Origin of the sequence: Roseibium sp. (genome assembly GCF_965233565.1) — a bacterium.
In the GTDB taxonomy this organism is placed as follows: Bacteria; Pseudomonadota; Alphaproteobacteria; order Rhizobiales; family Stappiaceae; genus Roseibium.
This window is the reverse complement of the sequence record NZ_OZ247494.1, coordinates 1,291,925-1,318,403: the sequence shown is the minus strand read 5'-3', so window position 1 is coordinate 1,318,403 and position 26,479 is coordinate 1,291,925. Positions and strand designations below refer to the sequence as shown.

Annotated in this window: 16 protein-coding genes; 11 read left to right on the top strand and 5 right to left on the bottom strand. The window is 61.2% G+C overall.

All coding sequences use genetic code 11. The features are described from left to right. Positions 1–102: 102 nt before the first annotated feature. The 4 genes from recN (at position 103) to ACO6TG_RS06260 (ending at position 10,063) form a co-directional block, all read left to right on the top strand. Positions 103–1,770, top strand: coding sequence for a DNA repair protein RecN (gene recN / locus ACO6TG_RS06275; protein ID WP_422377387.1), 1,668 nt, complete (start codon positions 103–105; stop codon positions 1,768–1,770). Positions 1,771–1,778: 8 nt separating this feature from the next. Continuing rightward, the gene (ligA, locus tag ACO6TG_RS06270) at positions 1,779–3,935 is read left to right on the top strand and encodes an NAD-dependent DNA ligase LigA (RefSeq protein WP_422377386.1); all 2,157 of its coding nucleotides are present in this window, start codon (positions 1,779–1,781) and stop codon (positions 3,933–3,935) included. 276 nt (positions 3,936–4,211) lie between these two features. After that, the gene (locus ACO6TG_RS06265) at positions 4,212–6,269 is read left to right on the top strand and encodes a methyl-accepting chemotaxis protein (RefSeq protein WP_422377385.1); all 2,058 of its coding nucleotides are present in this window, start codon (positions 4,212–4,214) and stop codon (positions 6,267–6,269) included. A gap of 1,355 nt (positions 6,270–7,624) precedes the next feature. Beyond that, on the top strand, positions 7,625–10,063 hold the full coding sequence (locus ACO6TG_RS06260) for an ATP-dependent helicase (protein WP_422377384.1): 2,439 nt from the start codon (positions 7,625–7,627) through the stop codon (positions 10,061–10,063). Between the two features lie 569 nt (positions 10,064–10,632). On the opposite strand, the gene ACO6TG_RS06255 is transcribed toward ACO6TG_RS06260, so the two are convergent. Next, positions 10,633–11,100 (bottom strand): hypothetical protein, encoded by a 468-nt coding sequence (locus ACO6TG_RS06255; protein WP_422377383.1) that lies wholly within the window; start codon positions 11,098–11,100, stop codon positions 10,633–10,635. 202 nt (positions 11,101–11,302) lie between these two features. Between ACO6TG_RS06255 and ACO6TG_RS06250 the strand changes: the two genes are divergently transcribed. After that, complete coding sequence (locus ACO6TG_RS06250; protein ID WP_422377382.1) at positions 11,303–12,031, top strand: response regulator; 729 nt, start codon at positions 11,303–11,305, stop codon at positions 12,029–12,031. After that, complete coding sequence (locus ACO6TG_RS06245; RefSeq protein WP_422377381.1) at positions 12,015–13,367, top strand: sensor histidine kinase; 1,353 nt, start codon at positions 12,015–12,017, stop codon at positions 13,365–13,367. Before ACO6TG_RS06250 ends, ACO6TG_RS06245 begins: the two co-directional genes overlap by 17 nt. A gap of 90 nt (positions 13,368–13,457) precedes the next feature. On the opposite strand, the gene ACO6TG_RS06240 is transcribed toward ACO6TG_RS06245, so the two are convergent. Beyond that, positions 13,458–14,024 carry a tetratricopeptide repeat protein gene (locus ACO6TG_RS06240; protein WP_422377380.1) on the bottom strand — a complete coding sequence of 189 codons (567 nt, stop codon included), beginning with the start codon at positions 14,022–14,024 and terminating at the stop codon, positions 13,458–13,460. Between the two features lie 139 nt (positions 14,025–14,163). Between ACO6TG_RS06240 and ACO6TG_RS06235 the strand changes: the two genes are divergently transcribed. Beyond that, complete coding sequence (locus tag ACO6TG_RS06235; RefSeq protein ID WP_422377379.1) at positions 14,164–15,054, top strand: 50S ribosomal protein L11 methyltransferase; 891 nt, start codon at positions 14,164–14,166, stop codon at positions 15,052–15,054. 96 nt (positions 15,055–15,150) lie between these two features. Here the strand turns inward: ACO6TG_RS06235 and ACO6TG_RS06230 are convergent, their stop codons facing one another. After that, entirely contained in the window at positions 15,151–15,354 is a 204-nt protein-coding gene (locus tag ACO6TG_RS06230; RefSeq protein ID WP_422377378.1) for a hypothetical protein, read from the bottom strand. A 351-nt stretch (positions 15,355–15,705) separates the two neighbouring features. On the opposite strand from ACO6TG_RS06230, the gene ACO6TG_RS06225 reads away from it, so the two are divergent. Further along, positions 15,706–17,520 (top strand): aminopeptidase P family protein, encoded by a 1,815-nt coding sequence (locus tag ACO6TG_RS06225; protein ID WP_422377377.1) that lies wholly within the window; start codon positions 15,706–15,708, stop codon positions 17,518–17,520. Positions 17,521–17,584: 64 nt separating this feature from the next. After that, on the top strand, positions 17,585–18,619 hold the full coding sequence (locus ACO6TG_RS06220; RefSeq protein WP_422377376.1) for a phytanoyl-CoA dioxygenase family protein: 1,035 nt from the start codon (positions 17,585–17,587) through the stop codon (positions 18,617–18,619). A 30-nt stretch (positions 18,620–18,649) separates the two neighbouring features. Here the strand turns inward: ACO6TG_RS06220 and ACO6TG_RS06215 are convergent, their stop codons facing one another. Further along, the gene (locus tag ACO6TG_RS06215; protein ID WP_422377375.1) at positions 18,650–20,293 is read right to left on the bottom strand and encodes a chloride channel protein; all 1,644 of its coding nucleotides are present in this window, start codon (positions 20,291–20,293) and stop codon (positions 18,650–18,652) included. A 117-nt stretch (positions 20,294–20,410) separates the two neighbouring features. Further along, positions 20,411–20,911, bottom strand: a complete 501-nt coding sequence (locus ACO6TG_RS06210) for a thioesterase family protein (protein ID WP_422377374.1) — start codon at positions 20,909–20,911, stop codon at positions 20,411–20,413. 129 nt (positions 20,912–21,040) lie between these two features. Between ACO6TG_RS06210 and ACO6TG_RS06205 the strand changes: the two genes are divergently transcribed. Both ACO6TG_RS06205 and ACO6TG_RS06200 read left to right on the top strand, forming a co-directional pair. Beyond that, positions 21,041–22,465 (top strand): FAD-binding oxidoreductase, encoded by a 1,425-nt coding sequence (locus tag ACO6TG_RS06205; RefSeq protein ID WP_422377373.1) that lies wholly within the window; start codon positions 21,041–21,043, stop codon positions 22,463–22,465. A gap of 194 nt (positions 22,466–22,659) precedes the next feature. Next, a complete protein-coding gene (locus tag ACO6TG_RS06200) occupies positions 22,660–26,472 on the top strand; it encodes an AsmA family protein (RefSeq protein WP_422377372.1) in 3,813 nt (1,270 codons plus the stop codon). Positions 26,473–26,479 lie beyond the last annotated feature (7 nt).

Here is a 26,479-nt window from a genome sequence, read left to right as displayed (position 1 = left end):
GCGGTGCGTCGATAATCAGGTTGAAATGCCCTAACAGGCTCTTTCAAGACGGCGCGGTCCTCCTATATGGTGGGCCGCGCCGAACTTTATGGAGCGACCTTTATGCTGGTCACGCTGTCTATTCGTGACATCGTTCTGATTGACCGTCTTGATCTCGATTTTACGGCCGGAATGTCGGTCCTGACCGGCGAGACCGGTGCGGGCAAGTCCATTCTTCTCGATTCCCTGTCCCTCGCGCTTGGCGCGCGCGGGGATGCGGACCTCGTGCGCCATGGCGAGGCCCAGGGGCAGGTCACGGCCGTGTTCGATGTGCCTGCCGGGCATCCCGTGCGGGGATTCCTGAAGGAAAACGACGTCGACGACGACGGCGACGTCATTCTGCGCCGTATTCAAACTGCGGATGGCCGCACGCGGGCGTTTGTCAATGACCAGCCCGTCAGCGCCGGCCTGTTGCGCCAGGCGGGCGGTCTCCTGGTCGAAATCCATGGCCAGCATGATGACCGCGCCCTCGTGGATCCGGAAAGCCATCGTGCGCTGATCGATGTCTTTGGCGGGTTAACGGGGGAAGCGGAGGCGGTCGCGTCCGCATATTCCGCCTTCAAGACGGCCGAAAAGGCGGTGAGCGATCACGAAAAGCGGATCGAAGCGGCCCGCAACGAAGCCGATTACCTGCGCGCCTCCGTCGATGAACTCCGCCAGTTGAAGCCCGAACAGGGCGAAGAGGAGCAGCTCGCCGCCCGCCGCACCGACATGATGGCGGTGGAGAAGATCGCCGGTGACCTTAACGAGGCCTTTGAAACGCTGAACGGCACGGCATCTCCCATTCCGGAACTTGCCAGCCTGCTGCGCCGACTGGAGCGCAAGGCGGATCAGGTGCCGCATCTCCTTGGCGCACCGGTCCGTCATCTGGCAGAGGCTCTTGATCAGCTGGAGGAAACACGCGGCGGCCTGGAAACAGCTCTCCGGGAAACCGAATTCGATCCAAGAGAACTAGAAAATGTCGAGGAGCGGCTGTTTGCACTGCGCGCCGCCTCCCGCAAATACTCCGTTCCCGTTGAAGAGCTGGCGGGCTTGTGCGAGCGGATGTCGACGGATCTGTCCGATCTGGATGCCGGAGAGGACAAGCTTGCTGCACTGATCACCGCGGCTGGCCAGGCGCGGGCGGATTACGACAAGAAGGCCGCGCGACTGTCGGACAAGCGCCGCAAGTCCGCCAAGGCACTGGAAAAGGCCGTGGAAGTCGAGCTGCCGGACCTGAAACTGGAGCGCGCGAAATTCATCGTCGAATTTGACAGCGATCCCGAAAGCCGCGGGCGTAGCGGCATCGATCAGCTGGAATTTCACGTTCAGACAAACCCTGGCACGAAGCCCGGCCCGATGATGAAGGTCGCTTCGGGAGGTGAATTGTCGAGGTTTCTTCTGGCCCTGAAAGTCTCGCTGGCTGACAAGGGATCTGCGCCGACCCTGGTCTTCGATGAAATCGACACGGGTGTCGGTGGCGCCGTTGCTGAGGCAATCGGCCTGCGGCTCGCCCGCCTGGCAGCCAGTGTTCAGGTGCTGACGGTTACCCATGCACCGCAGGTCGCGGCGCGCGCGGAAGGTCATTTCCTGATCGCCAAGGAAGCCTTGAAAAAGGACCGGGTGGCAACCCGTGTGCAACGTATCGGCGATGATCACCGCAGCGAGGAAATCGCGCGCATGCTGGCAGGCAGCGTGATCACCGAAGAGGCGCGGGCGGCAGCTCGCAGACTTTTGACGGCAGCGGAATAGGGCCTGGCATGAGCGACAACAGCAGCACCTCGGGCATCGGTGTGGACACGTTGACCCAGAAGGAAGCCCAGGTCGAATTGCAACGGCTTGCGGCTGAAATCGCAGAGCACGACCGGCGCTACCACCAGGAAGATGCCCCGACCATCTCCGATGCCGACTACGACGCCCTGCGCCGTCGCAACAACGAGATCGAGGCGCGGTTTCCCGATCTGGTCCTGGCCGACGGACCGTCTGAGAATGTCGGTGCAGCGCCGGCGTCCGGGTTCGGCAAGATCACCCACCGGGTGCCGATGCTCTCGCTCGACAATGCCTTTAGCGACGAAGACGTCCAGGACTTTGTCGGCCGGGTGCGCCGCTTCCTGAAATTCGATCCGCTGCAGGGTGTTCTGGCGGTGACGGCAGAGCCGAAGATCGACGGCCTGTCCCTTTCGCTGCGCTATGAAAACGGTCAGCTCGTTTATGCCGCCACGCGTGGCGACGGCACCACAGGTGAAAACGTCACCGCCAACGCCCGGACCATCAAGGACATCCCGGAGACGCTGTCCGGTGACGTGCCTGAGGTCGTGGAGCTGCGCGGTGAAGTCTACATGGCGCACAAGGACTTTCAGGCGCTGAACGCCCGCATGGAGGCCAATGGCGGCAAGGTCTTTGCCAATCCGCGCAATGCGGCGGCGGGATCCCTGCGTCAGCTGAAGTCGGAAATCACCGCGTCCAGGCCCCTGCGCTTCTTTGCCTATGCCTGGGGCGAGATGAGCGCCATGCCGGCCGATACGCAGTTCGACATGGTCGAACAGATGCGGGCCTGGGGGTTTCAGATCAACCCGCTGATGAAACGCTGCGAGACGGTTGAAGAACTGCTTGGCGTCTATCACGGCATCGAGGAAAGTCGCGCGCAGCTCGATTACGACATTGACGGTGTCGTCTACAAGGTCGACCGGCTGGACCTGCAGGAACGGCTCGGCTTCGTGTCCCGTTCGCCCCGCTGGGCAATTGCACACAAGTTCCCGGCCGAGCAGGCCTTCACTGTGCTCAACGACATCGAGATCCAGGTTGGCCGAACGGGAGCGCTGACGCCGGTTGCCAAGCTGGAGCCGATCACGGTTGGCGGCGTTGTCGTTTCCAATGCGACGCTCCACAACGAGGATTACATCAAGGGCATCGGACAGGACGGTGAGCCGATCCGCGAGGGCAAGGATCTGCGCATTGGCGACACGGTCAAGATCCAGCGCGCCGGAGATGTCATACCGCAGATCGTCGATATCGATCTGGACAAGCGCCCCGAAGGTGCGGTTCCGTTTGAATTCCCGACCGTTTGTCCGGCCTGCGGCAGTCATGCGGTGCGCGAGGAGAACGAAAAGACCGGACGGGTCGATGCGGTGCGCCGCTGCACCGGGGGGCTGATCTGCCCGGCCCAGGCGACCGAGAAGCTCAAGCATTTTGTTTCCCGCAACGCTTTCGACATTGAAGGCTTCGGCGACAAGCAGGTCGATGCCTTCTATCAGGACGGCATGGTCATGGCGCCGGCAGACATCTTCACGCTGGAAGAGCGCGACAAGCGCTCGCTGACCAAGCTGCGCAACCGGGAAGGCTGGGGCGCTGTCTCGGCCAGGAATCTGTTCGAGGCGATCAATGCCCGCCGCGATATCGATCTGCACCGGTTCATCTTTGCCCTTGGTATCCGTCATGTCGGCGAAGGCAATGCCAAGTTGCTCGCCCGTGCCTACGGTTCCTGGGCGGCGTTTTACCAGGCCATGCAGGCCGCCCATGATCCGGCGGGCGAGGCCTTTGCGGAGCTGAACGACATTGACGGCATTGGTCACATCGTTGCCGACGCTCTGGTCGAGTTCTTTGCCGAGCAGCACAATCGTGCCCAGCTCGACGCATTGCTGGCGGAAGTCAGTCCGAAGGACCCGGAAAAGATTGATGCCAGCGGGTCTCCGGTTGCCGGCAAGACGGTGGTGTTCACCGGGTCCCTGGAACGCATGACCCGTGACGAGGCCAAGGCCATGGCCGAACGTTTCGGCGCCAAGACCTCCGGGTCCGTTTCAAAGAAGACCGATCTCGTCGTCGCCGGTCCGGGAGCCGGATCCAAACTGAAAAAGGCTCAGGAGCTGGACATTGAAGTGATCTCCGAGGACGACTGGTTCGATTTGGTGGGCGCTTGATCGGAAACCCGAGCAGGTAATTTGCTGAACCCAAACGAATCAGATTTTTTCCAAATTGTTGAAAATTAAAAAGATTTTTCCGAAAAGTTTTGAACTTGCACATTGTTAATAATGACAGGCTCATCTGGATTTAACTTTACCACCTATAATTGATTCTATTGACATGAAGCTGTTTTAGTGTCGCAAAATGTCAAATTTCCCGCTTCCGTTAAGTAAGAGGTAATCTGGCCGATTCAGTTTGATCGAAATTGGTTTCGGTCTGGAGGGGCTGCGGAAATGAAACGCATCAGAATGCAGATTGCCGTGTTGGCGGGCGTGCCGATGCTGGCAGTCATTGGTTTTGCCACAATGAGTGTCATGGAAAAGGTGATCGAGCGGTCGCATCATGAATTCATGAAGCCGTTGACCCGGATCGCGGAAGACGCAGGCAATCTGGTGCACGAGCTGCAAAAAGAACGCGGCATGAGTGTCAGTCTGATCAAGTCGGATTATGACCCTGCCATCGCATCCAACCTTGCCAAACAGCGTCCTAACGCGGATGCGGCCCTCAAGATTTTCGACGAGCATCTTGCGTCGCTCGATCTCAATGACGAGGCACTGCTGAAGGACCTGCAGCATGTCGCTGAGGAGGTCCACAAGACGGACAAGCTCCGCAGCGCCGTTGATGCGAAACAGCTCAGTGCCGCGGACGTGGTCAAGGGATACAGCCACGAAATTCACGAGTTGATCCATGTGATCGGAGTAACGACGGAAGCAAGCCCGTCACAGGAAATCACCTCGGAGCTTCTGCCCTATCTCACCATTGTCGAAGCGATGGAATCCGGCGGATTGGAACGTGCCAACGGCGCGGCGCTCCTGAAGGAGTTCAATAAGACGGGTGAAGTGAACCCGGCAACCTTCAAGAACGTGATCGTTCACTATGGCGGTGAGAATGCTTTTCTGAAGGAGTTTGCCTCTGTGGCAAAGCCCGACCAGAAAAAGCTCTATGCCGATACGGTCAAGGGGCCGGACGTCGACAAGGCGCTCGCCTGGCGGTATGTGATCCAGGAACTGCCCCAGACCAAGGACGCGCAGGGCATTGAAGGTGCGGCCTGGTTCGCCCAGGCGACCAAACGTCTTGACCTGATGAAACAGGTCTCGGACGACTTTATCCACCGGGCCGAAGCCGCTGCCGACAAGGATACGGCAGATCTGAACACGCAAATCTTCTGGCTGACCGTGATTGCTGTCGGATGCACTTTGTTGACCCTGGCGCTTGTCGGTTGGCAGGTGCTTTCCATTACCCGCACTCTCGGGCGTCAGCGCGATTCTATTTCCGGTCTGGCCGAAGGGGATCTCACGGTCGATGTGACGGATACGGATCGTCCCGATGAGATCGGTGATATTGCCCGGGCCGCGGAAGTGTTCCGGGCCAACCTGATCCGTCAGAAAGAGCTGGAAGAGGAAGCCGAAATCGGGCGGGCGCAACGCCGCAAACGCGCGGCGCAGCTCGAAAGTGCAATTGAACATTTCCAGACGTCCGTCAAGACGGTCCAGGAGCAGTTGAGCAGCGAAACCGAAGATATGCGCGCCGGCGCCGGCGAGATGGTCACGATTGCCATGCATGCGGACGAGAGTGCGCGCGCCGCCAATGCGGCAACGGAAGAGGCGACCACCAACGTTCAGACGGTTGCTTCGGCGGCGGCAGAGTTGTCGGCCTCCATTGGCGAGATCGCCCGCCAGGCAATCACGGCGACCGAGATTTCCGCGGCCGCGGCCGAAACCGCTGTCGCTGCCGACAAGGACATATCGATCCTGGCGGAAACGGCCGACAAGATCGGCGAGGTTGTCGAAATCATCCGCGCCATTGCCGAACAGACCAATCTTCTGGCGCTGAATGCCACCATTGAGGCGGCGCGGGCCGGTGAGGCCGGCAAGGGTTTTGCCGTTGTTGCTGCCGAGGTCAAGGAGCTGTCGACCCAGACCGCCAAGGCGACCGACGAAATCGCGTCGCAGATTTCCGGTGTTCAAAGTTCGACCCAGAAGTCCGTGAACGCAATCCGCTCGATCGTTGAACGTATCGAAGAAGTCCGGTCCGTCAGTGAGACCATCTCGGTTTCGGTCGACGAGCAGAATGCCGCCACTGGCGAAATCACGCAGAGCATCACGCTGGCTTCTGACGGGGCCACATCGGCAGCGTCCAATGTGGCCGGGGTGTCCGGTTCCATCGACCAGACCCGGCAGAAGTCGGAAGTCATGAGCCAGTCTGCCGAACAGCTCGGCGAAGTGGCGACGAACCTGTCCCGCGCTGTGGACCAGTTCCTCAACGAGGTTCGGGACGAAGAAGCGGCCTGATGCCATTGGTACGTGCCAGATAGCACAATCACTTCGAAGCCGCCTGGCGGCAAACGGGACCCGGTCCACCCCGAAAGGGACGCAGGACCCGCATAGCCTCGCGTTGACCGGGTCCCGCCAGGTTCTTTCTTCGCGGCAGGACTGCGTCCTCAATCAACCTCTCCTTCGTCGTCCCGGACGCAGCGCAGCGGAGATCTGGGCCCGAGTACGCCCTGTGGTGGCTGGAGCCGCAGGCGTTTCCTGGATCCCGGACTTGGCTTGCCAATCCGGGATGACAATCGACAGGATGTCGATGGACTTGTTGCAGCCTCCGTCCTGCGCCGCTGCCTCTCGCTTGTCTTCCCGGACGCAGCGGAGCGGAGATCCGGGACCCAGTAACCCCTGTGGTGGCTGGTGCCGCAGGCGTTCGCGTTTCCTGGATCCCGGACTTGGCTTTGCCAATCCGGGATGACAATCGACAGGATGTCGATGGACTTGTTGCTGCCTCTGTCCTGCGCCGCTGCCTCACGCTTGTCATCCCGGACGCAGCGCAGCGGAGATCCGAGACCCAGTAACCCCTGTGGTGGCTGGAGCCGCAGGCGCCGGCGTTTCCTGGATCCCGGACTTGGCTTTGCCAATCCGGGATGACAATCGACAGGATGTCGATGGACTTGTTGCTGCCTCTGTCCTGCGCCGTTGCCCTCACTTGTCATCCCGGACGCAGCGGAGCGGAGATCCGGGACCCAGTAACCCCTGTGGTGGCTGGAGCCGCTGGTGCCGGAGTTTCCTGGATCCCGGACTTGGCTTTGCCAATCCGGGATGACAATCGACAGGATGGCGATGGACTTGTTGCTGCCTCTTTGCTGCGCCGTTGCCCCTCGCTTGTCATCCCGGACGCAGCGCAGCGGAGATCCGGGACCCAGTAGCCCTGTGGTGGCTGGTGCCGCAGGCGTTCACGTTTACTGGAACCCGGACTTGGCTTCGCCAATCCGGGATGACAATCGACAGGATGTCGATGGACTTGTTGCTGCCTCTGTCCTGCGCCGTTGCCCTCACTTGTCATCCCGGACGCAGCGGAGCGGAGATCCGGGACCCAGTAACCCCTGTGGTGGCTGGAGCCGCAGGCGCCGGCGTTTCCTGGAACCCTGCCTTGGCTTCGCAGATCAGGATGACTGGGCCACGGTTTTGGTTTGGCGGGGTTCGGGGTGCCAGTCGCAGAGCCTTGCAGCGCATTTCCGATGGCAGGCCAAGAAAACCGAGAGCCTGTCCCCTGCCATCTTGTCCCCACCAAATCCTCCGGTTCAGCCTCGCCAGCGCCGCTTTGTTGCTATATTGTTCTCCACCAAGAGCGCTTGAGAACACCGGACCAGTACATCATGACCGACCCGGACGGGTACGACGATCCATTTGACGATCCCTTTCAGCCGATCGGTACGAAAGCCGAACCCGCGCCCGTGCCCGCACGGCCGGAAGGCGGGATTGCCGCGCGGGCCATGGCGGCCCGGCGCGCGCCGGACTATCTCACCGGCCTGAACCCCGAACAGCGGCTGGCGGTGGAAACCACGGAAGGCCCCGTTCTGGTGCTGGCCGGTGCCGGCACGGGCAAGACCCGCGTTCTGACCACCCGCATTGCCCATATCCTGGCAACCGGACTGGCCCGGCCGTCCGAGATCCTGGCGGTGACCTTCACCAACAAGGCCGCGCGCGAGATGAAGGAGCGCATTGCCGGTTTTGTCGGCGGCAATGTCGAGGGCATGGCCTGGCTCGGCACGTTCCACTCGATCTGCGTCAAGATCCTGCGCAAGCACGCCGAGCTGGTCGGGCTCAAGTCGTCCTTCTCGATCCTCGATACGGACGACCAGATCCGCCTGATCAAGCAGATCATCCAGGCCGAGGGCCTCGATGACAAGCGCTGGACCGCCAAGGCCTTCGCCGGCATGCTCGACGGCTGGAAGAACCGTGCGCTTGGGCCAAAGGATATTCCGGAGGGGGAGGCGCGGGCCTTCGCCAATGGCAAGGGCCGCAGGCTCTATGAGGAGTACCAGGAACGTCTATCGATCCTGAACGCGGCCGATTTCGGTGATCTGCTCCTGCATGTGATCACGCTGTTCAAGACCCAGCCGGATGTTCTGAAGGAATACCAGCGCCGGTTCCGCTACATGCTGGTCGATGAATATCAGGACACAAACATTGCCCAGTATCTCTGGCTGCGCCTGCTTGCCCAGGGCAACCCGAATGTCTGCTGTGTTGGCGACGACGATCAGTCGATCTATGGCTGGCGCGGGGCGGAGGTCGACAACATCCTGCGCTTCGAACACGACTTCAAGGGAGCGGAAGTGATCCGCCTGGAGCGCAATTATCGCTCCACCAGCCATATTCTGGCCGCCGCCTCCCACTTGATTTCCTTCAATGAGGGCCGGCTCGGCAAGACGCTGTTCACGGATTTTCACGAGCCGGATCATGACCTTGTCTCGGTGGCCTCCGTCTGGGACAGCGAAGAGGAAGCCCGCACCATCGGTGATGAAATCGAGGCACTGCAGACCAGGGGGCATAGCCTCAACGAGATGGCGGTGCTGGTGCGCGCCTCGTTCCAGATGCGCGAATTCGAAGACCGGTTTGTCACGCTTGGCCTCAACTACCGTGTCATCGGCGGCCCGCGCTTTTACGAGCGCATGGAGATCCGCGACGCCATGGCCTATTTCCGCTGCGTGGTGCAGCCGGCCGACGATCTTGCCTTTGAACGCATCGTCAACACGCCGAAGCGGGGCCTGGGCGATGCGACGCTGAAACTGGTTCACGGCGTCGCGCGGGCGGAACGCATTCCGTTGATGCAGGCAGCTGCCCAACTGATCGACACGGAAGAGCTCAAGCCCAAGCCGCGCAACGCACTGAAAACCGTGCTCGACAATTTCGAACGCTGGCGGCGCCAGCTCGACCAGCTCAAGCATACGGAGCTGGCCGAGATCATTCTGGATGAGAGCGGTTATACCGAGATGTGGCGGCTCGACCGGTCCGCCGAAGCGCCCGGCCGGCTCGACAACCTGAAGGAACTCATCCGCTCGATGGAAGAGTTCGAGTCCCTGGCCGGATTCCTGGAGCATATTTCGCTGGTCATGGACCGGGACAGCGCGGATACGAGCGATGCCGTCTCCATCATGACGCTGCATTCGGCCAAGGGGCTGGAATTCGACACGGTGTTCCTGCCGGGCTGGGAGGAGGGCCTCTTTCCGCACCAGCGCGCCCTTGACGAAAGCGGCCGGGCGGGGCTCGAGGAAGAGCGACGGCTTGCCTATGTCGGCATCACCCGGGCCAAGAAACGGGCCAAACTCTATTTCGCTTCCAACCGGCGCATTCACGGGCTCTGGCAATCCACCGTGCCGTCCCGTTTTCTGGACGAATTGCCGCCGGACCATGTGGAGATCGCGGAACCGTCCTCAAATTATGGCGGCTATGCGGGCGGCGGTTACGGACCTTCGCGTTTCGACAGCCACGATCCGTTCGACGGCGGCAGCTATTCGACACCGGGCTGGAAACGGGCGCAGCGCAACCGGCAAACCTCCGAAGGCTTTTCCGAGGGGGGCGGACGCGGCTATCAGTCCGCGCGCCAGAAACGCCAGGGACCGCTGACCATCGAAGGCGAACTGGTTGCCAAGTCCGTCAGCGAAACACCTTCCGACTATGCCCTCGGCGAACGGGTGTTCCATCTCAAGTTCGGCTATGGCGCCATCAAGTCGATCGAGGGCAACAAACTGACCATCGACTTCGAAAAAGCCGGTGTGAAAAAGGTCATCGACAGCTTCGTCGAGCGGCATTGAGCCCTGCAGCAACTCTCGCTACGCAGCTGCCTCTCCGTTGTCATCCCGGACGCAGCGCAGCGGAGATCCGGGACCCAGTAACCCCTGTGCTCGCTGGAGCCGCAGGCGTTTGCGTCTACCGGATCCCGGTCCTGGCTTCGCCAATCCGGGATGACAATCGATAGGTTGTCGACGGGCTGGTTGCGGCCTCTTTGTCGTGCCGCTGCTTCTCCGTTGTCATCCCGGACGCAGCGTAGCGGCGGTCCGGGACCCAGTACGCCCTGTGGCAGCTGGAGCCGCTGGTGTTTGCGTTTACTGGATCCCGGACTTGGCTTCGCCAATCCGGGATGACAATCGATAGGCCGCTGATGCGGGGGATGCAGTTCCGTTGCCGCATTGCTTCGCCAAACCGCACGCCCGCGTTTCATCCCTGCGATTTCCCGGAAACGGAACCGGCCACCCGAAGGTGGCCGGCCGGTTTCCCGAGTGGGGCATGCAATCGCATTCAGGTTGTGGGCACGAATACAGGTGCTCGGGAAACCTGGCCTGGCTGCCAGTTTGGGGGATGGCGGCCAGACCGTTCCGCAGTGTCAGACAGTGTAGTCGGCCAGCAGCGAAGCAACTTCTCCGGATTGTTCTCCCGAGCCGTCATAGGTTGAACCGCTCTGAAGCTGGCTCAAGATCGCGCTCAACAGCTCCTGCGCAGCGCCGCCCTGGCCGCTGCCCAGGCCTGGCTTCGGCGGCCGGCCGAGTTCACCTTCCTCAAACATCTCGGCAAGGTGGTCCGCCTGGTCCTGATCGAGCGTTCCGGCTTCGACCTGGTCCGACAGCATGCTTTCAAAACTGGCCTGCATCTCCTCCCGGCTGGGTGGGGTGCCGCCAGGCTCCGGACGCCCTGCCTCCATACGCTCGGTGTGGATGGCGTCCAGTGCCGCCATCATGGCGTCCTGGTCTTCTGAGGTGATGTCACCTGCCTCGACCTGCGCGTTCAAAGTGTTGGCCACCTGATCCCTGGGGGATGCGCCCTGTGGCATCATGGGCATAGAACCAATCTGCATCTCGTTCCGCTCCTGCATGAGTGTTTACGCCGTTACTGGAAGGACCGTGATGCTGGAAAAGTTAACGGTGTCTTAACCGTTCCGGAGTGGGTTTTCGGCCTGTTTCTGCGATATTTTGCGGAAATAGTGGGAAACACTTCCGTGTCACATTAACCTTCAAAAGCGGATGCAATTCCTTCTCCAGACGGCATAAGGTCCAGCCATGCGAACACCTTCACACATCCTTGTCGTCGAAGACGATTCCGAGATCGGATTGCTGATCAAGCGCCATCTGGTGGCCAATGATTTCAAGGTCACCCTGGCGCGGGACGGCGCCGAGATGGACCGGCTTCTGGCCAGCAACAGGGTCGATCTGATCCTGCTCGACCTGATGCTGCCCGGTGAAGACGGGATCAGCATCTGCCGGCGCCTCAGGGCGTCGAGTTCGGTGCCGATCATCATCGTCTCGGCGAAGGGGGAGGATATCGACCGTGTTGTCGGGCTGGAAGTGGGCGCGGACGATTATGTGCCCAAGCCCTTCAATCCGCGTGAGCTGATCGCGCGCGTCAGGGCGCTGTTTCGGCGCGTCGAACTGGGCGGTCTTGCTGCACCGGCATCGAATGGCAGGCTTACCTTCGAGGGCTGGCAGATGGATTGCCGTCTGCGCACGTTGCACAATGGCGAGCATGCGCTTGTCTCGCTTACACCAGCAGAATTCAACCTGCTTCAGGTTCTGGCAGAACGCAGCGGGCGGGTGCTGAGCCGGGAACAGCTGGTTGAACTCACGCTTGGCCAGTTCGGAGCCACCAACGGCCGCAACATCGACATCCTGATCAGCCGGCTGCGCTCCAAACTGGAGGCAGGCGGTGCGGCCTACCAGTATATTCGAACGGTTCGGGCTGGCGGCTATGAGTTTGTCGCACCGGTGGCGCGCGATGAGCAGCCTGCTTAAGCTTGTCTGGCCCGATACGATGCGGCACCAGATCCTGGTGTTGCTGGCCGCAGCGGGCCTGTTCATGGTCGCTGCCGGTGCGGTCGCCTTTCTGTTTGCCAAACGGAGCTATGACAGCAACAGCCCGGTGATGAACAGTCACCTCGTCAGCGTTGCCGTGACCAAGCTCAACGAGACGCCGGTCCAGGAGCGGGCCGCCATGCTGGAGACGCTGCAAGCGGGTCTGCCGGACGTGACCCTGGAGCTGGTCACGGAAGAAGCGCTGATGCAGGACGGCGGTGCCAGCGACGGTCGGCGGTTCGGTCCGTTTGTGACCGGAGAAACCTTGCTGGGCATGCGGATCGAACATGTACTCGGGCCCCGCGAACGCGGCGGCGGGGAACCTCCGCTGGTCTATATCCGGTTGCAGGACGGGGCGCTTCTGGCCGCAGAGTGGGGAACGCGGGCGCCGCCTCCTCCCGTGCTCGGGCCGCCCTTCTATCTGTTTCTGGGTTTTCTGCTCTTGAGTTTCTGTGGCCTGATGATCTGGGCCGCGCGCAGTCTGGCTGGTCCCCTGGCGGATCTGGCAGCTTCTGCGCGGACTTTCGGCGAGGTCTCGACCAACCCGGTGCCGGTTCGCGAAGGCGGTCCAAAAGAAGTGCGGCAAGCGGCAGAGGCTTTCAACCGCATGCAGCTCCGGATCAACGATGTTCTGGAAAAACGCACGCGCATGCTGGCGGCGGTCAGCCACGATCTCAGAACTCCGCTGACTCGGTTGCGTCTGCGTCTCGATCTCCTGGAAGAAGAGGACCTGCGCGAGAAGAGCCTGCAGGATCTCAACCTGATGGAACAGCAGATCGACGCAGCCCTGACATTTCTGCGCGACGGCGCAACGGCGGAGCCGCTTGAGCGCATCGATCTGCCCAGTTTCCTGCAGTCCCTGTGCGATCAATATGCCGATACCGGCAGTCTCGTCTCGCTCAGATATGAAGGCCGCCTGTCGGTGATGGCCCGCAGCACCGAGCTTGGCCGGGCCATGAGCAACCTTATCGACAACGCGCTGCACTATGCCACCGCTGCCGAAGTCCTGACATACCGGGATGCTGGGATGATCCGGATTGACGTGGTCGATCATGGGCCGGGGATTGAAGCGAAGGACAGGGCACGGCTTCTGGAGCCTTTCGAGCGCGGCGACGAGGCGCGCCGGATCCGCGAAGGCACGGGCTTCGGTCTGGGCCTACCGACGGCAAAGTCCATCGTCGAGGCGCATGGAGGTCGTCTGGAATTGACCGAAACGCCAGGAGGTGGACTTACAGTCTGTCTTTTCTTTCAGGCGATCGAAGACGGTCCGACCTAGGTCAGCCTGGCATTTGTGAGGCAGACCGGTGAATCCCGCGCTGCCAGTCCTCTTCACCGTGAAGGAGGCACCCTACAGGGTATGGTTCAGCTAGAGGTCCACGCCCTTTGGCTTGATCAACATGCTGCGTTCCTTCAGGTAGGGATGAATTGCCACCGCTTCCCGCAAGGCCTTCTGACCAAGTTTGACCCGGCCCTGGGTCATGAAGATCATGGCTCTGCCGCTCAGCGCGCCAAAATGGCGCGGCTCCAGCTCCAGGACGCGCATGATGTCCTCTAGGCTTTCGTCGTAGTTCCCTTGTAAAAACAGGATGAAAGCGCGCTGGTTCCAGCCCTCCGAATAGTCGGGGGCAGCGTCAACGACTTCATCGAGCAAGTCTCTGGCGCCCTGGAAGTCATAGACGCCGCGACGCTTCATGGCTTCGTCGACCTTTGCGCGAATGTCAGGTGTGGGCGCTGCGTCCAGCCAGTTTTCCCAGATCTGGCTTTCGATTGACTCGGCGGCCTGTTCACTTGGCGCGTTTTTCAGAGCCTTGAACAACGCGTCCATATCGTCGGCGGCGGAGACAGGCAGGGCCAGAACAAGAATTCCGGTGAGTGCCAACAAGGCCAATTGCCAGGTCTGGCCGAGCGGGGTGAAAATCGAAGGGCGTGACATCGCTCAGTTCCTTTCTCCTTGTCAGGAAATGGGGCGCTCTGCCGAAATGCCCAGTCTTTTGCCGTCAAGGCGCTGGTTTCGCGACCGGCTTCCCGCTATACCGCACGCTTTGAAGCCAACCACCTGAGGCAACTCTGTCATGAAAACCATCCGGGTGCGGATCACCGCCGAAGAACTGGAAGCCAAACGCATTGCAGAGATCCTGGAGCGGGCCTTCGAGGAGGATGGCAATCCGGTGACCATCTACGAGGCCTCGCCCGACGGCCGGATCTGGTCCGCGGAAATCCTGTTGTTCGACATGGAACCGGACGCTGCTGCGGCGGCCGTGCGTGACCGGGTCGGCGCAGACGCCTTTGCGGCTCCGCTGGAGGCTGAAGAGTTGCCGGATATCAACTGGGTGGAAAAAAGCCTGGAAGGTCTGAAGCCCGTGCGCGCGGGCAGGTTTATCGTGCATGGCGGTCATGACCGGGACAAGGTTGTTCCAGGCGCCATCGGTCTGGAAATCGAGGCAGCGCTTGCCTTTGGCACCGGGCATCATGGCACCACAGCGGGCTGCCTGGAAGAAATCGACCGGCTCCTGTCGCTGCGCGAATATGACAGCATTCTGGATCTGGGCACCGGTACCGGCGTTCTGGCGATTGCAGCGGCCCTGAAGGCGCGGCAAACCGTTCTGGCAACCGATATCGACCCGGTTGCGACCCAGACGGCTCTGGAGAATGCCCGTCTCAACGGCGCGTCACACCTGGTGAAGGGTTTTACAGCCAACGGCATGGAAGACCGGCGCTTCCGTCTCTACGGGCCGTTTGATCTTGTGATTGCCAATATCCTGGCGCGGCCCCTCATGAAAATGGCAAAATCCATCGGCGAACACATGACATCGACCGCGACACTGGTGCTGTCCGGTCTCAGGGTCGAAGACGGGCCGCGCATTCTCTTTGCCTATCGTTGCCAGGGATTTGTCCTGGACCGCCGCGGCGAGAAAGACGGCTGGCTGACGCTGACCCTGGTGAGAGGCCGCAAGGTGGCGTGAAGACAACATACTGAAACGCAGATGCGAAAAAGCCCGCCGGACAATCCGGCGGGCTTTTTCAGTGCACAGCGTATTTATGAATACGTCCTGAGCCCCTTAGAAACCGCGGGTGCTGGTGCCTTCGCGCTCCAGTTCGTCGCGGTTGTAGCCGTGCGCTGCCAGTGTGGCGTCGTCCAGCGACAGAAGGTAGCCGTTGACATAGCGGCGGGCCTGGGCGGAACGGGCCTCAATCATGCGGTCGAATGCACGGCGCATGAAGGAGCTGCCAGCGCGGGTCGAAGTGGTCGTTTTCAGGGTCATCGTGATCTTTCCCATTTGAAGTTTCAGAGCTTCCCCAGAGCATCCTGTGTTCGCTCGAACACAGACAAGATGCTCTGCTCATTAGAAGCGATCAGCTTTTTGGCTATCCAAGCGACCCGCTTTGATAGCCGCTGATCTTGGGAGAAACGTCTTTGTTCTTGTGTGATCTCAATATGCGCTTTCCCATCCGCGTCAGGTAGGGCCCTGAGCGCATGACTGCTCTGCGCTCTTCGCATATGCGAAGGCGTATATTGCATTGCGGTAAAATTGAATGAAACTTCCGCTGAATAGCTTGAAGGGGAAAAATTATCCGTCTTGATCCCTGCCATTGGCCAAATTACCGTGCGCCGCATGTTTCAGACCTTTGACGATCTCAGCGATCCTTCCTGCGGGGCGCCGCATGCAGCGCTTCTCAGGGCCGAACTTGCCCGCCGCGGCCTCGATGGCTTTCTGATCCCGCGTGCCGACGCGCATCAGGGCGAATATGTGCCGCCGCATGACTGCCGCCTGCAATGGCTGACCGGCTTTACCGGCTCGGCGGGCCTTGCGGCCGTTCTGGGCGAGGACGCCGCGATCTTTGTGGATGGCCGTTACACTATTCAGGTGCGCGAGCAGGTCGACATGGAGGTTTTTCCGGCCAGTCACCTGATCAACGAACCGGTCACCGACTGGCTGGCGGCACGTCTCAAGCCGGGGCAGAAGCTCGGCATCGACGCCATGCTGCACACTGTGCGCGAGGTGCGCCGTCTGAAAAGCGTTTGCGAGGAAGCCGGGGCGGAACTGGTCACGCTTCAGGACAATCCGGTCGATACTGTCTGGAATGACCGGCCGGAGCCGCCACTCGGCGAGGTCTCGCTCTATCCGGTGAGCCTTGCCGGCCGGGAAGCGGCGGACAAAATCGCCGAGATCCAGGCAGCGCTGAAGGACAAGAAAGCCGATGCCTGCGTGCTGACGCAGCCTGATTCCATTGCCTGGCTGTTCAATATCCGCGGCTCCGATGTTACCCACACGCCATTGCCGCTCTCCTTTGCGACCGTGCCGAGTGACGGCAAACCGGCGCTTTATATCGACGGCCGAAAACTGACCAACTCGGTCCGTGACGCCCTGTCGGACCTGACGGAGATCAGTGAACCCGGCAGCTTCAAGTCTGGTCTCGAAGCGCTGGGTGCTGCCGGCGCCGATGTTCTGATCGATCCTGCACTGGCAGGCATCGGCATCGCCGATGCAATCGTTGATGCGGGTGGCACGCTTGTCGAGGCCCAGGATCCGGTTCTGCTGCCCAAGGCCGTCAAGAACGAGACAGAGCTGAACGGGGCAAGGGCGGCGCATGTCCGGGACGCTGTGGCCTATATCAATTTCCTGTGCTGGTTTGACGAAGAAGCCCCCAAAGGCGAGCTGGACGAGATCGGGGCGGCGGAGAAACTGGAAGAGTTCCGGCGCGAGACCGGCGTTCTGAAGGATATCTCCTTCGACACGATCTCGGGGGCCGGACCGAATGGGGCCATTTGCCACTACAGGGTCAGCCGCTCCAGCAACCTCAAAATCCCGGTCGGCAAACCCTTTCTGATCGACAGTGGCGCCCAGTTCGAGGACGGCACCACAGACATCACGAGGACGCTCGCCGTCGGTGAAGTCAGCGCGGAAACGAAGCGTCATTTCACGCTGGTCCTGAAGGGGCATATCGCCATTTCCACGGCAAAGTTTCCGGAAGGCACCAGCGGCGCGCAGCTTGATACGCTTGCGCGGATCGATCTCTGGAAGGCCGGGCTCGATTTCGACCACGGCACGGGCCATGGGGTCGGTGTCTATCTTGGTGTTCACGAAGGTCCGCAGCGAATTGCCAAGACGGGAACCGTACCGCTGAAGCCGGGCATGATCCTGTCGAACGAGCCGGGGTATTATCCGGCCGGTGAATATGGCATCCGCCTGGAGAACCTCGAGATCGTCACGGAGCCAAGGGACATTGCAGGCGGCGAACGGCCGATGCTCGGCTTTGAAACCATCACCCTTGTGCCAATGGACCTGCGCCTGGTGGAACCTGCCCTGTTGACCCGCGCCGAACGGGACTGGCTCAACGGGTATCACGCGCGCGTGCGGTCGGAAATCGGCCCGCTGCTTGGGGCCCGTCAACGGATCTGGCTGGAACAGGCGACCAAAGAGATCTAAAAGGTCGGTGGACAGAATTCTTCGGTCCCCCACCATGATATTGCATAGTCTTGTTGAGGTTTGAATGCGCGCGGCAGATGTCTTGAAGATGCCACTCTATGCGGCAGAGCTTGCCACAGGGGCGAAGTCCTTCTGTGACAACCCGCTCATTGGCAGCCGGCGTCTCAACGAAGCGGGCCTGCATGTGAAACGGATCAGGCTGGCTGAACAGATGGCTGATGCCAGGCGCAAGCGGTTGGCACATCTGATGAGCGAGGAAGACAGGGCCGCCTATCAGCGGGACGGCTTCATCGCGACACGGGACCTGGTCAGCACCGAGGAGCTTGCCGGGCTTCGTCGGGAAGTCGAAACAACCCGCTTTGATGCCTGGGATATGCGCCAGGGCAATGCCGTGACGCGCTTCATTCCACTTCCACCCAAGGTGCTCAAGGGGCTGCCCTATCTGAAATCGGTGGTCTGGAGCAAGGCGATCCAGAACGGCCTGCGGTATGTCGCTTCGACCAATGGCGACCCGCTGATGTATCTGCACATCGTCATGACAGATCCGGCCAAGAACCGGAAGGCGGATCCGCAGACAGCCTTTCATTCTGATACGTTCCATCAAACGGCCAAATGCTGGTTCTTTCTCTATGACATCGACGATGCAGAGGGACCGTTTACTTACATTGCCGGGTCGCACAGGTTGACGAAGGAACGTCTTGACTGGGAGCGGCAGCATAGCCTGACGGCGTCCACGGACAAGAACCGGCTACATGCACGCGGCTCCTTCCGGCTTGCGGCGCATGAACTCGACAAGCTGAACTATCCGCAACCCACCCGGTTCTCGGTCCCGGCGAACACGCTGGTCGTGGCGGACACACACGGGTTTCACGCGCGCGCCGCGAGCGAAAGAGCATCGGTGCGGGTCGGACTATACGGTTCCTTGCGCAGGAACCCGTTCCTGCCCTGGACGGGGTTGGACGTTTTCACCCTGCCGGGTCTCAAGGGCCGGCAGGCGCAGATCCACATGATGCAAAAGAATCTCGACGTTCGTCTGAAGGGCAGGACGTCGCACAAATATGCCGGCAAGATCCTGGCGACCGAACCCTCAAGGTTCTGAAAACGGTTCAGGCGGCAACCGGGAAGCGTTCTAGTTGTGCTCTTCCTTGGTCGCCTTGATCAGCGCCGCATTGAAATAACGCAATCCACGTACGTGCCGCGCAGTTCCGATGATTTTGGACGCATCGCCCTTGGCGACAACGGGCAGGGCCGCTTTGCCGCAGCTGTCAAAGCTCTTCAGAGCGCTTTCCAGCGTGTCAGTGTCGTGAAGATATGGTCCGTCCTCGCCCGGATTGAAGGCACGATCCTCCTCCGCTTCCGGCGGTGGATCCATGAAATCGCGCACCTTCACTGTTTCGCTCAGGAACTGGTGAACACCTTCGTTCACGAAACAGCCGCGCATGCCCAGTTGCCAGTGAAAATAGGATTTGCCATGAACGGCCTGGGTCAGGCCGGTGGCAATGGAGACGGCCAGAAGCAGCGCAATCGAGAGCGCATAGCCGCCGGTCAGCTCAAACACGATCACCGTGGTGGAAAACGGTGCGCCCAGCACGGCGGCGGCAACTGCCCCCATGCCCAGAATGGCATAGAGGCCGTGACTGGAGGCGACTTCAGGAAAGACGGAGGCGGCAATCAGGCCGAAGGCGCCCCCCGTCATGGCGCCGAGATAGAGTGAGGGTGAAAAGATTCCGCCTCCAAAACGCGAGGCGAGCGTGATTGCTGTGGCCGCCGTCTTGACCACGAGCAGCGTCAGCATGGTCGTGATCGGCAGTGATTGCTTGAGGGCAAGGTCGGTCGCTTCATAGCCAACACCGAGAATTCCGGGGAAGAAAACGCCGAGCGTGCCAACAGCCAGGCCGCCGATCACCGGGCGGAACCAAAGCGGCATGGTAATGTTGCGGGCTGTCCAGTCGGTGCCGATCAGGGCGAACTGAAAGATGATCGCAACGGCCGCGCAGGTCAGGCCGAGCAGAGCGAAGGCCGGGATTTCCAGATAGGACGTGATCTCATAGGCGGGAATTTCGAAGGCAGCGATATCGCCGAACCAAAGCCGGGACAGCAGCGTTCCCATCACGGAGGCGAGCACGATCGGCACAAAAGCAGACACGGCGTAATGGCCGAGGATCACTTCATGAGCGAACAGAACGCCCGCAATTGGCGCGTTGAATGATGCCGACACCCCGCTTGCGACGGCGCATCCAAGCAGGATGCGACGGGCGGAATCGGGCAAGTTGAAAAAGCTGCAGACGGCAGTTCCGAGCGTGGCGCCGAGATGAACGACCGGACCTTCGCGCCCCGCGCTGGCTCCACTGCCGAGAGAGATTGAAGTGACCAGCGCAGACCAAAGGCCCGATTTGAGTGGCAAACCGCGTCCGCCATAGGCCCGCGCCTCGATAACGTCTGCGACACCTCCGGCACGCTGCTGGGGATGAAATCGCTGCAGGATCCAGCCGACGATCAGACCACCGACAACCGGGGCCAGGAGAATCACCCACCACGGCTGTTGTGCCGCGGCCTGCCAGGTCAGTTCGGTCGTGGTCCGCAGCCAGGGCCATTGAAACAGGCCGATGGCAGTTCGAAAAGCGATGGCGGCGAGGGCGACGAGAGCACCGACAAAAATCGCAAGACCCCAGGTGACATGCAGCCGGTTTGCCCGGAACTGGCGCACGTTCGGCGTAATCCAGCTGACGAGGATGGTGGGAAGCTGAGCGGCGGTTTCCAGTATCTTGCGCATCACTCACGAGCGGGCAGGAGGCTTCGGCTGACAACATTTTGCCCGAGTCGGTGGGAAAGAACAGGCCCGCAAACCGGATTTATGGCCTGTTCACAGACCTTTGCGTCATCGGGTGGCTCAATTTGTGCGTTTTTTCCGGATTTCGACATGACGTCCGGCGCGTTCCGGTCGGGGCAGGCCTTTCTGGGCATCGGCAAGCTCCGTGAGATTGGCAAGGATATCCTCCGGCCAGGGAACCACCTTGCGTGCCGTCATGTCGACGTGAAGGCTCAGTTGTTCGCTCGTTGCCGAGAGCCAGCCTTCGCTCGCGTGATGTAGTTCCTGGTAGAAATGCGCGCGCTTTTCATCGAAGTCGACGAGTTGCAGGGTCACGGTCACTTTCATGCCCGCGCTGAGTTCTCTGAGGTAACAGACATGTGCCTCGGCCGTAAAAAAGGACGCGCCGCGGTCCTTGACGTAATCAGGTCCCAGGCCCAATCGGTGAAAGACCTCGTCAACCGCCGTATCGAAGAGAACATTGTAATAGGCCATGTTCAAATGGCCATTATAGTCGATCCAGTCGTCCCTGACCGTCATGACGGCGCTTGTGACCGGTTCGCATTTCCAGAGGCCTGTCATGCAGTTTCTCCGCGTGATTCCGGATAGAGTTGTGTCTCGGGTGCGTTTGCCTTTGACCTTTCGGCTTTGCACTAACATATTCAAAAATAAACTGGCGTGGCCATAGCCGCGCATCGTGGAGGACAGACTATGCCGGAAGTGGCCAACGTGCCGGGATCAGCGCAATCAGGCGACACACAGACTGGCGTCGCAGCCGTTGTTGCGCAGTTGAAGGACAGGTTCCAGGACCGTTGTGCAACGTCGCTGGCCCTGCGCGAACAGCATGGCCACACCACCACCTGGCTTAAGAATCAACCGCCAGACGCTGTCGTTTTTGCTGAAACCACGGAAGAAGTGGCCGAGATTGTCAGGATCTGCAAAGGCGGCAAGGTGCCGATTATCCCCTTTGGAACAGGATCTTCGCTGGAGGGGCATGTCAATGCGCCGCTGGGTGGGATTTCGATCGACCTGTCGCGCATGAATGCGATCCTGGAAGTCAATGCTTCCGATCTTGACTGCCGCGTGCAGGCCGGCGTGACTCGCAAACAATTGAACAGCTACATTCGAGACACCGGTCTGTTTTTTCCGATTGACCCGGGCGCGGATGCCTCGCTCGGCGGCATGGCGGCGACGCGCGCCTCCGGCACCAACGCGGTGCGTTACGGCACAATGAAGGATGCTGTGCTCGGCCTGACGGTGGTCACGCCGGACGGGCGCATCATCCGGGCCGGGGGGCGGGCCAAGAAGTCGTCTGCCGGCTATGATCTTACCCGGCTCTATGTCGGTTCGGAAGGCACGCTCGGCGTGATCACCGAGCTCACCTTGCGGCTTCATGGACAGCCGGAAGCGATTTCCGGCGGGATCTGTCCCTTCCCGGACGTTGCGTCTGCCTGTCAGGCCGTCAGCATGACCATACAGATGGGCCTTCCGGTCGCGCGCATCGAGCTGCTTGACGAGGTTCAGGTGCGAGGCTGCAACATCTACTCAAAGCTGGACCTTGCTGAAACGCCCACTCTTTTTCTTGAGTTTCACGGTTCCGAGGCTGGCGTTCAGGAGCAGTCGGAAATGTTTTCCGAGATTGCGTCCGAATTCGGCGGCGGACCGTTCGAATGGGCGACGGCCGCGGAAGACAGAACACGTCTCTGGGCGGCCCGGCATGATGCCTATTGGGCCGGCAAGGCATTGAAACCGGAGGCGCAGATCATGGTGACGGATGTCTGCGTGCCGATCTCGAAGCTGGCCGACTGTGTTGCAGAGACGACGGAGGATATCCGTGCACACGGCTTCCTGGCACCGATCGTCGGGCATGTCGGCGACGGCAATTTCCATGTCCAGGTGCTGGTCGACTTCGATGATCCGGAGGCGGTGCGCGAGACGGAGAAATTTGTTGAGCGCCTGTCATTGAGGGCGATCGACATGGGCGGTACCTGCACCGGCGAACATGGCGTGGGGCAGGGCAAGCAGAAATACATGGCCCGCGAACACGGCGAAGCGCTGGATGTCATGCGGGCCGTGAAACAGGCTTTGGATCCGGATAATTTGATGAATCCCGGCAAGATCCTGCCGCAGTCATGATATTGTATCGAATCAGACCAATAAGCTCGATCTGGATTTTTGCTGGTCGGTTTTGAAAAAGGCACGCTGGCGGTGACAAAACCGTGTTTGCGGTGCAGCAAGGATCGGGTACACCTGTCCGGCAAGGTTTCCGGTGACGTTGGAAAGCAAGGAGACGAGGCCTGAACTCCGTCTATATCACGTTGGGCATAACGGTGATCCTGGTGCTGGTGGCAGCACTGGTGGGACCATTCTTTATCGACTGGACAAATTACCGTTCCACGTTTGAGGTCTATGCGGAGCGCGCTCTCGGCCACAAGGTGACCGTTTTGGGCGAGGCCGACCTTCGCCTGTTGCCAGCGCCGTCGATCAGCTTTTCCGACGTCCGGGTAGGCGAGGCGGAAGACCCGCTTCTCGTTGTTTCCAAATTCGATATGCGGGTGGAACTGCCGCCTCTGATGAAGGGTGAGATCCGCGTCATAGAAATGGAGCTGGACCGGCCGCATCTGGCGCTGGCGCTTGATGAAGAGGGCCGTCTGGACTGGCTGACCGCGATGACCTCGAACGGGGCGCTTGCCAAGCTGGCTCCGGAAGACCTGGCCTTTGAAAAGGTCACCATCCGGGATGGCGCTCTGACCATCGTTGATGCCCGCTCGGGCGAAACGCACCAGGTCGACAATGGCAATCTGGCCGTTTCCGCACGCACGCTTGCCGGCCCTTTCAAGGCGTCCGGCAGCCTCACCCTGAACGGTGCTCCTTTCACGGTCAGCCTTGCGACCGGCCAGGCGCGGCAGGAAAGCGGTATCCGGATCAAGGGGGAGGTGACCCCGACCAACCGTCCGGTCAATTTTGCCTTTGACGGCATGTTGCAGGAAGTCGATGCAACACCGGCTTTCGAGGGCCGTTTTACCATTGCGTCCGTTGCGTTGGACGAAGCGGATCAGAACAGCTGGCAGGCCGAAGGCGCGTTCTCTGCCGATATTGCTGAAGTCGCGATCCCGGAATTCGAGTTTCGCTACGGTCCGGAGGATCGGCGCCTCAGCATGACCGGCAATGCGGATCTGGTTTATGCCGGTGACAAGCGTTTTGAAATCCGCGCCAAGTCCAAGCAGGTCGATCTTGACCGTTTGCTTGGGGGCGGGCCGCAGGCGCCGGTTGAGATCGAGGCGGCCGGTGAGCGCCTTGTCGCCGCCCTGCGTGCGGTGCCGCTGCCGTCGATCGATGGCGCGATTTCCATGGACGTCCCGGCGCTGGTTGCCGGTGGCGGGATCATCCAGAACGTGCGGCTGGACCTTGAAACCATGCTGGGTGGCTGGCGCATTGCCCGCCTCGCAGGCCGTTTGCCCGGTCGGACGCTGGTTGCCACGCAGGGGGACCTGGGTCTGGAACCCTCAATGACCTATCGCGGGGCAGTGTCTGTCAGCTCCGATCAGCCGGGTTCGCTTCTGAGCTGGTGGCGCCAGAAGGATCTTGGCGTCAGCGCGATGGATCCGGTGTCGATGGAAGGCCGGTTGAACCTGGTGCCGGAAGGCGCTGCGCTGAACAATCTTCGGCTGACCCTTGCCGGTGCGGAGGCGCGTGGCGGCCTCGCTTATCGCAAACCGCGTAACGGCAATTCCGTGTTCTCGCTCAGCCTTGATGCGGAACGTGTCGACCTGGACCAGATCGAAGGCCTGGTGGCCCTGATCCGTCCGGACCGAGACGCATCGGGTGCGACCCGGGATCCGAAAGGCCTCGACGTATCGCTGCGTCTCAGGGCGCGGGAAGTGGTCGCGCGGGGCGTTGAAGGGGCCGGTCTGACGCTCGAAGCGGAATATTCCGATGGCGGTGTGCGCATCGACCGGCTGTTTGCAGATGATCTGGCCGGAGCGCGGCTCGATGTTGACGGAGAAATCCGGAATCTCTTTTCCGCACCGGAAGGGGCAGTGTCCGGAACGCTGGACGCCCGCGACCTCTCCGGTCTTGTAGCGCTTACCGGCAGCCTTTTCCCGGATGCAGCCTTTGTCGAACGGCTTGAAACGGCGGCGGCCAGCCTGGTGCCGGCGAAATTCGATGCCGAATTGCGGGCCGCGGCGGTTGGCGGGGAGACCGACATGTCCCTGCGCCTTGACGGCACGGCGGGCGGCGCCGAGACGGCGCTTACCGCTGCGCTGAAGGGCCGGGTCGATGAATGGCAGGCGGCCGATCTAGATCTGTCGCTTGCCCTGAAAGGGCCGGATGGCGGCAAGATGCTGCAGCAGCTCGGCTTTGACGTCATTCCGGTCGAGGCTCTGGGAACGGGACGGCTGGACGTCACGGCTGCGGGCAGACCGGAAGAGCAGCTCAAGCTTGGTCTGTTGGCTGTTGTGGGGTCTTCGCAGCTCAGCGGCAGCGGTAGCTTGAGGCTCGCGCCTGACGCGGAGCCTGAATACCGCTTTGCCCTGTCGGCAGAAACCGATGACCTCGCCCCACTCGCCCTTATGGCAGGCCGTGTTCTACCGGTCATGACCGGCACGATCCCGGCCGAGCTTGCGGTTGATTTTGACGGTGTCGGCAGTGCGATTGCCATCAGCCGGGCGGAAGGGGCTGTTGGTGAGACCAGGTTCGAGGCGCGCCTTGAAGGGGATCTGGAGCCGGCTCCGGGTGAGCGCAATCGCCGGTTCTCCGGCGAACTCACCTTGAACCAGGCGGACCTGCGCGGCCTGACCGAACTTGTTCTCGGGCCCGACCAGTGGTTTGCCACCGGGGACGGCTCCAGCATCTGGCCGGTTGATCCGTTCGGGGCGCCGTTGCTTCACGGATTTGATGTGAGTCTTGCGTTCCAGGCGGACAGGCTTCTGCTGGACGACGAAAACGAGATAACCGGGCCGCGCGCAGAGTTTCGTCTGTCGCCGTCGCTGATGCGGCTGGATGGGCTGAGCGGTGCTTTTGCTGGTGGGAGGCTCAATGGCAGCCTGTCGATCCGGCGCAGCGAGGCGGAAGCCGCGTTGTCCGGCAGGGTCAAGCTCGACAAGGCCGACCTGCGCCAGCTCTCCTGGCGCCCGGGGGGCAGGGCGGTTGCCTCGGGCACACTCGATCTCTTCCTGGAATTTGAGGGCGCCGGCCGATCGATTTCCGCCATTGTCACCGGGCTCAGCGGTGGCGGCACCTTCTCCATGGAGAAGGGCGACTTCCGGGGCCTTAATCCGCAGGCGTTTCCGCTTGTGACCCGTGCGGTCGATGCCGGACTCGAACTTGCGGACGACAAGATCCGCGATGTCTTTGTCAGTCACATGGCCGCCGGCAGCCTGCCGTTTGAACGGGTTGACGGAACACTGACGCTGGTCGGCGGACGCCTGAGTGCCCGCAATGTGGTGGTGGATTCAGAGCGTGCTGAAATCTTCGGCTCTGCGGAAGTGGATCTTGGCAGCTACGATCTGGATGCCGATTTTTCGCTGAAAGTCGACCCGGGCGAAGAAGCCGTCACCGGCGCCGAGCCGCAGGTCGGGCTTTTGTTCCAGGGGCCGGTCGATGGGCCGGTCAGACGCGTGGATATCGCCCCCTTCACGGCCTATCTGACCCTGCGCGCCTTCGAGCAGGAGGTCGAGCGGGTGGAAAAGCTGCAGGCGGAAATCCTGGAGCGGGACCGTCTGGTGCGCGAACTGAAAGCGCAGCGCGAAGCTGCCGACCGGCGCGTACGGCTCGCTGCGGAAGCCGCGCAACGCGCCGAGGAAGAACGGCTCCGGCTGGAACAGGACCAGTCCGGCACCGAAGATCAGACCTCCGAGGAACAGGAAAACTCGGCCCTCCAGCCAGCGGCGGTTCCCGAGGCTCCAGCCCCCCGGCAGCAGAGCAGTGTGACGCCGGCCGAGCCGGCTGCGCCCTTTGCCGAGCGCATCCGCGCCGTTCTGGAAACACCGGGAAGCGAGGCAATCGCTGCGCCACCTGCAACTGTCCCGGCCGCCAAACCCGCCAACAGCCTGCCGCCGCTTGATCCGCCGGTCTCAATCGAGGACCTGATCACTCAGGATGTCGGTGGTCCGCTGATTCTGCCGGGATTGCCGCAGTAGGCACTTG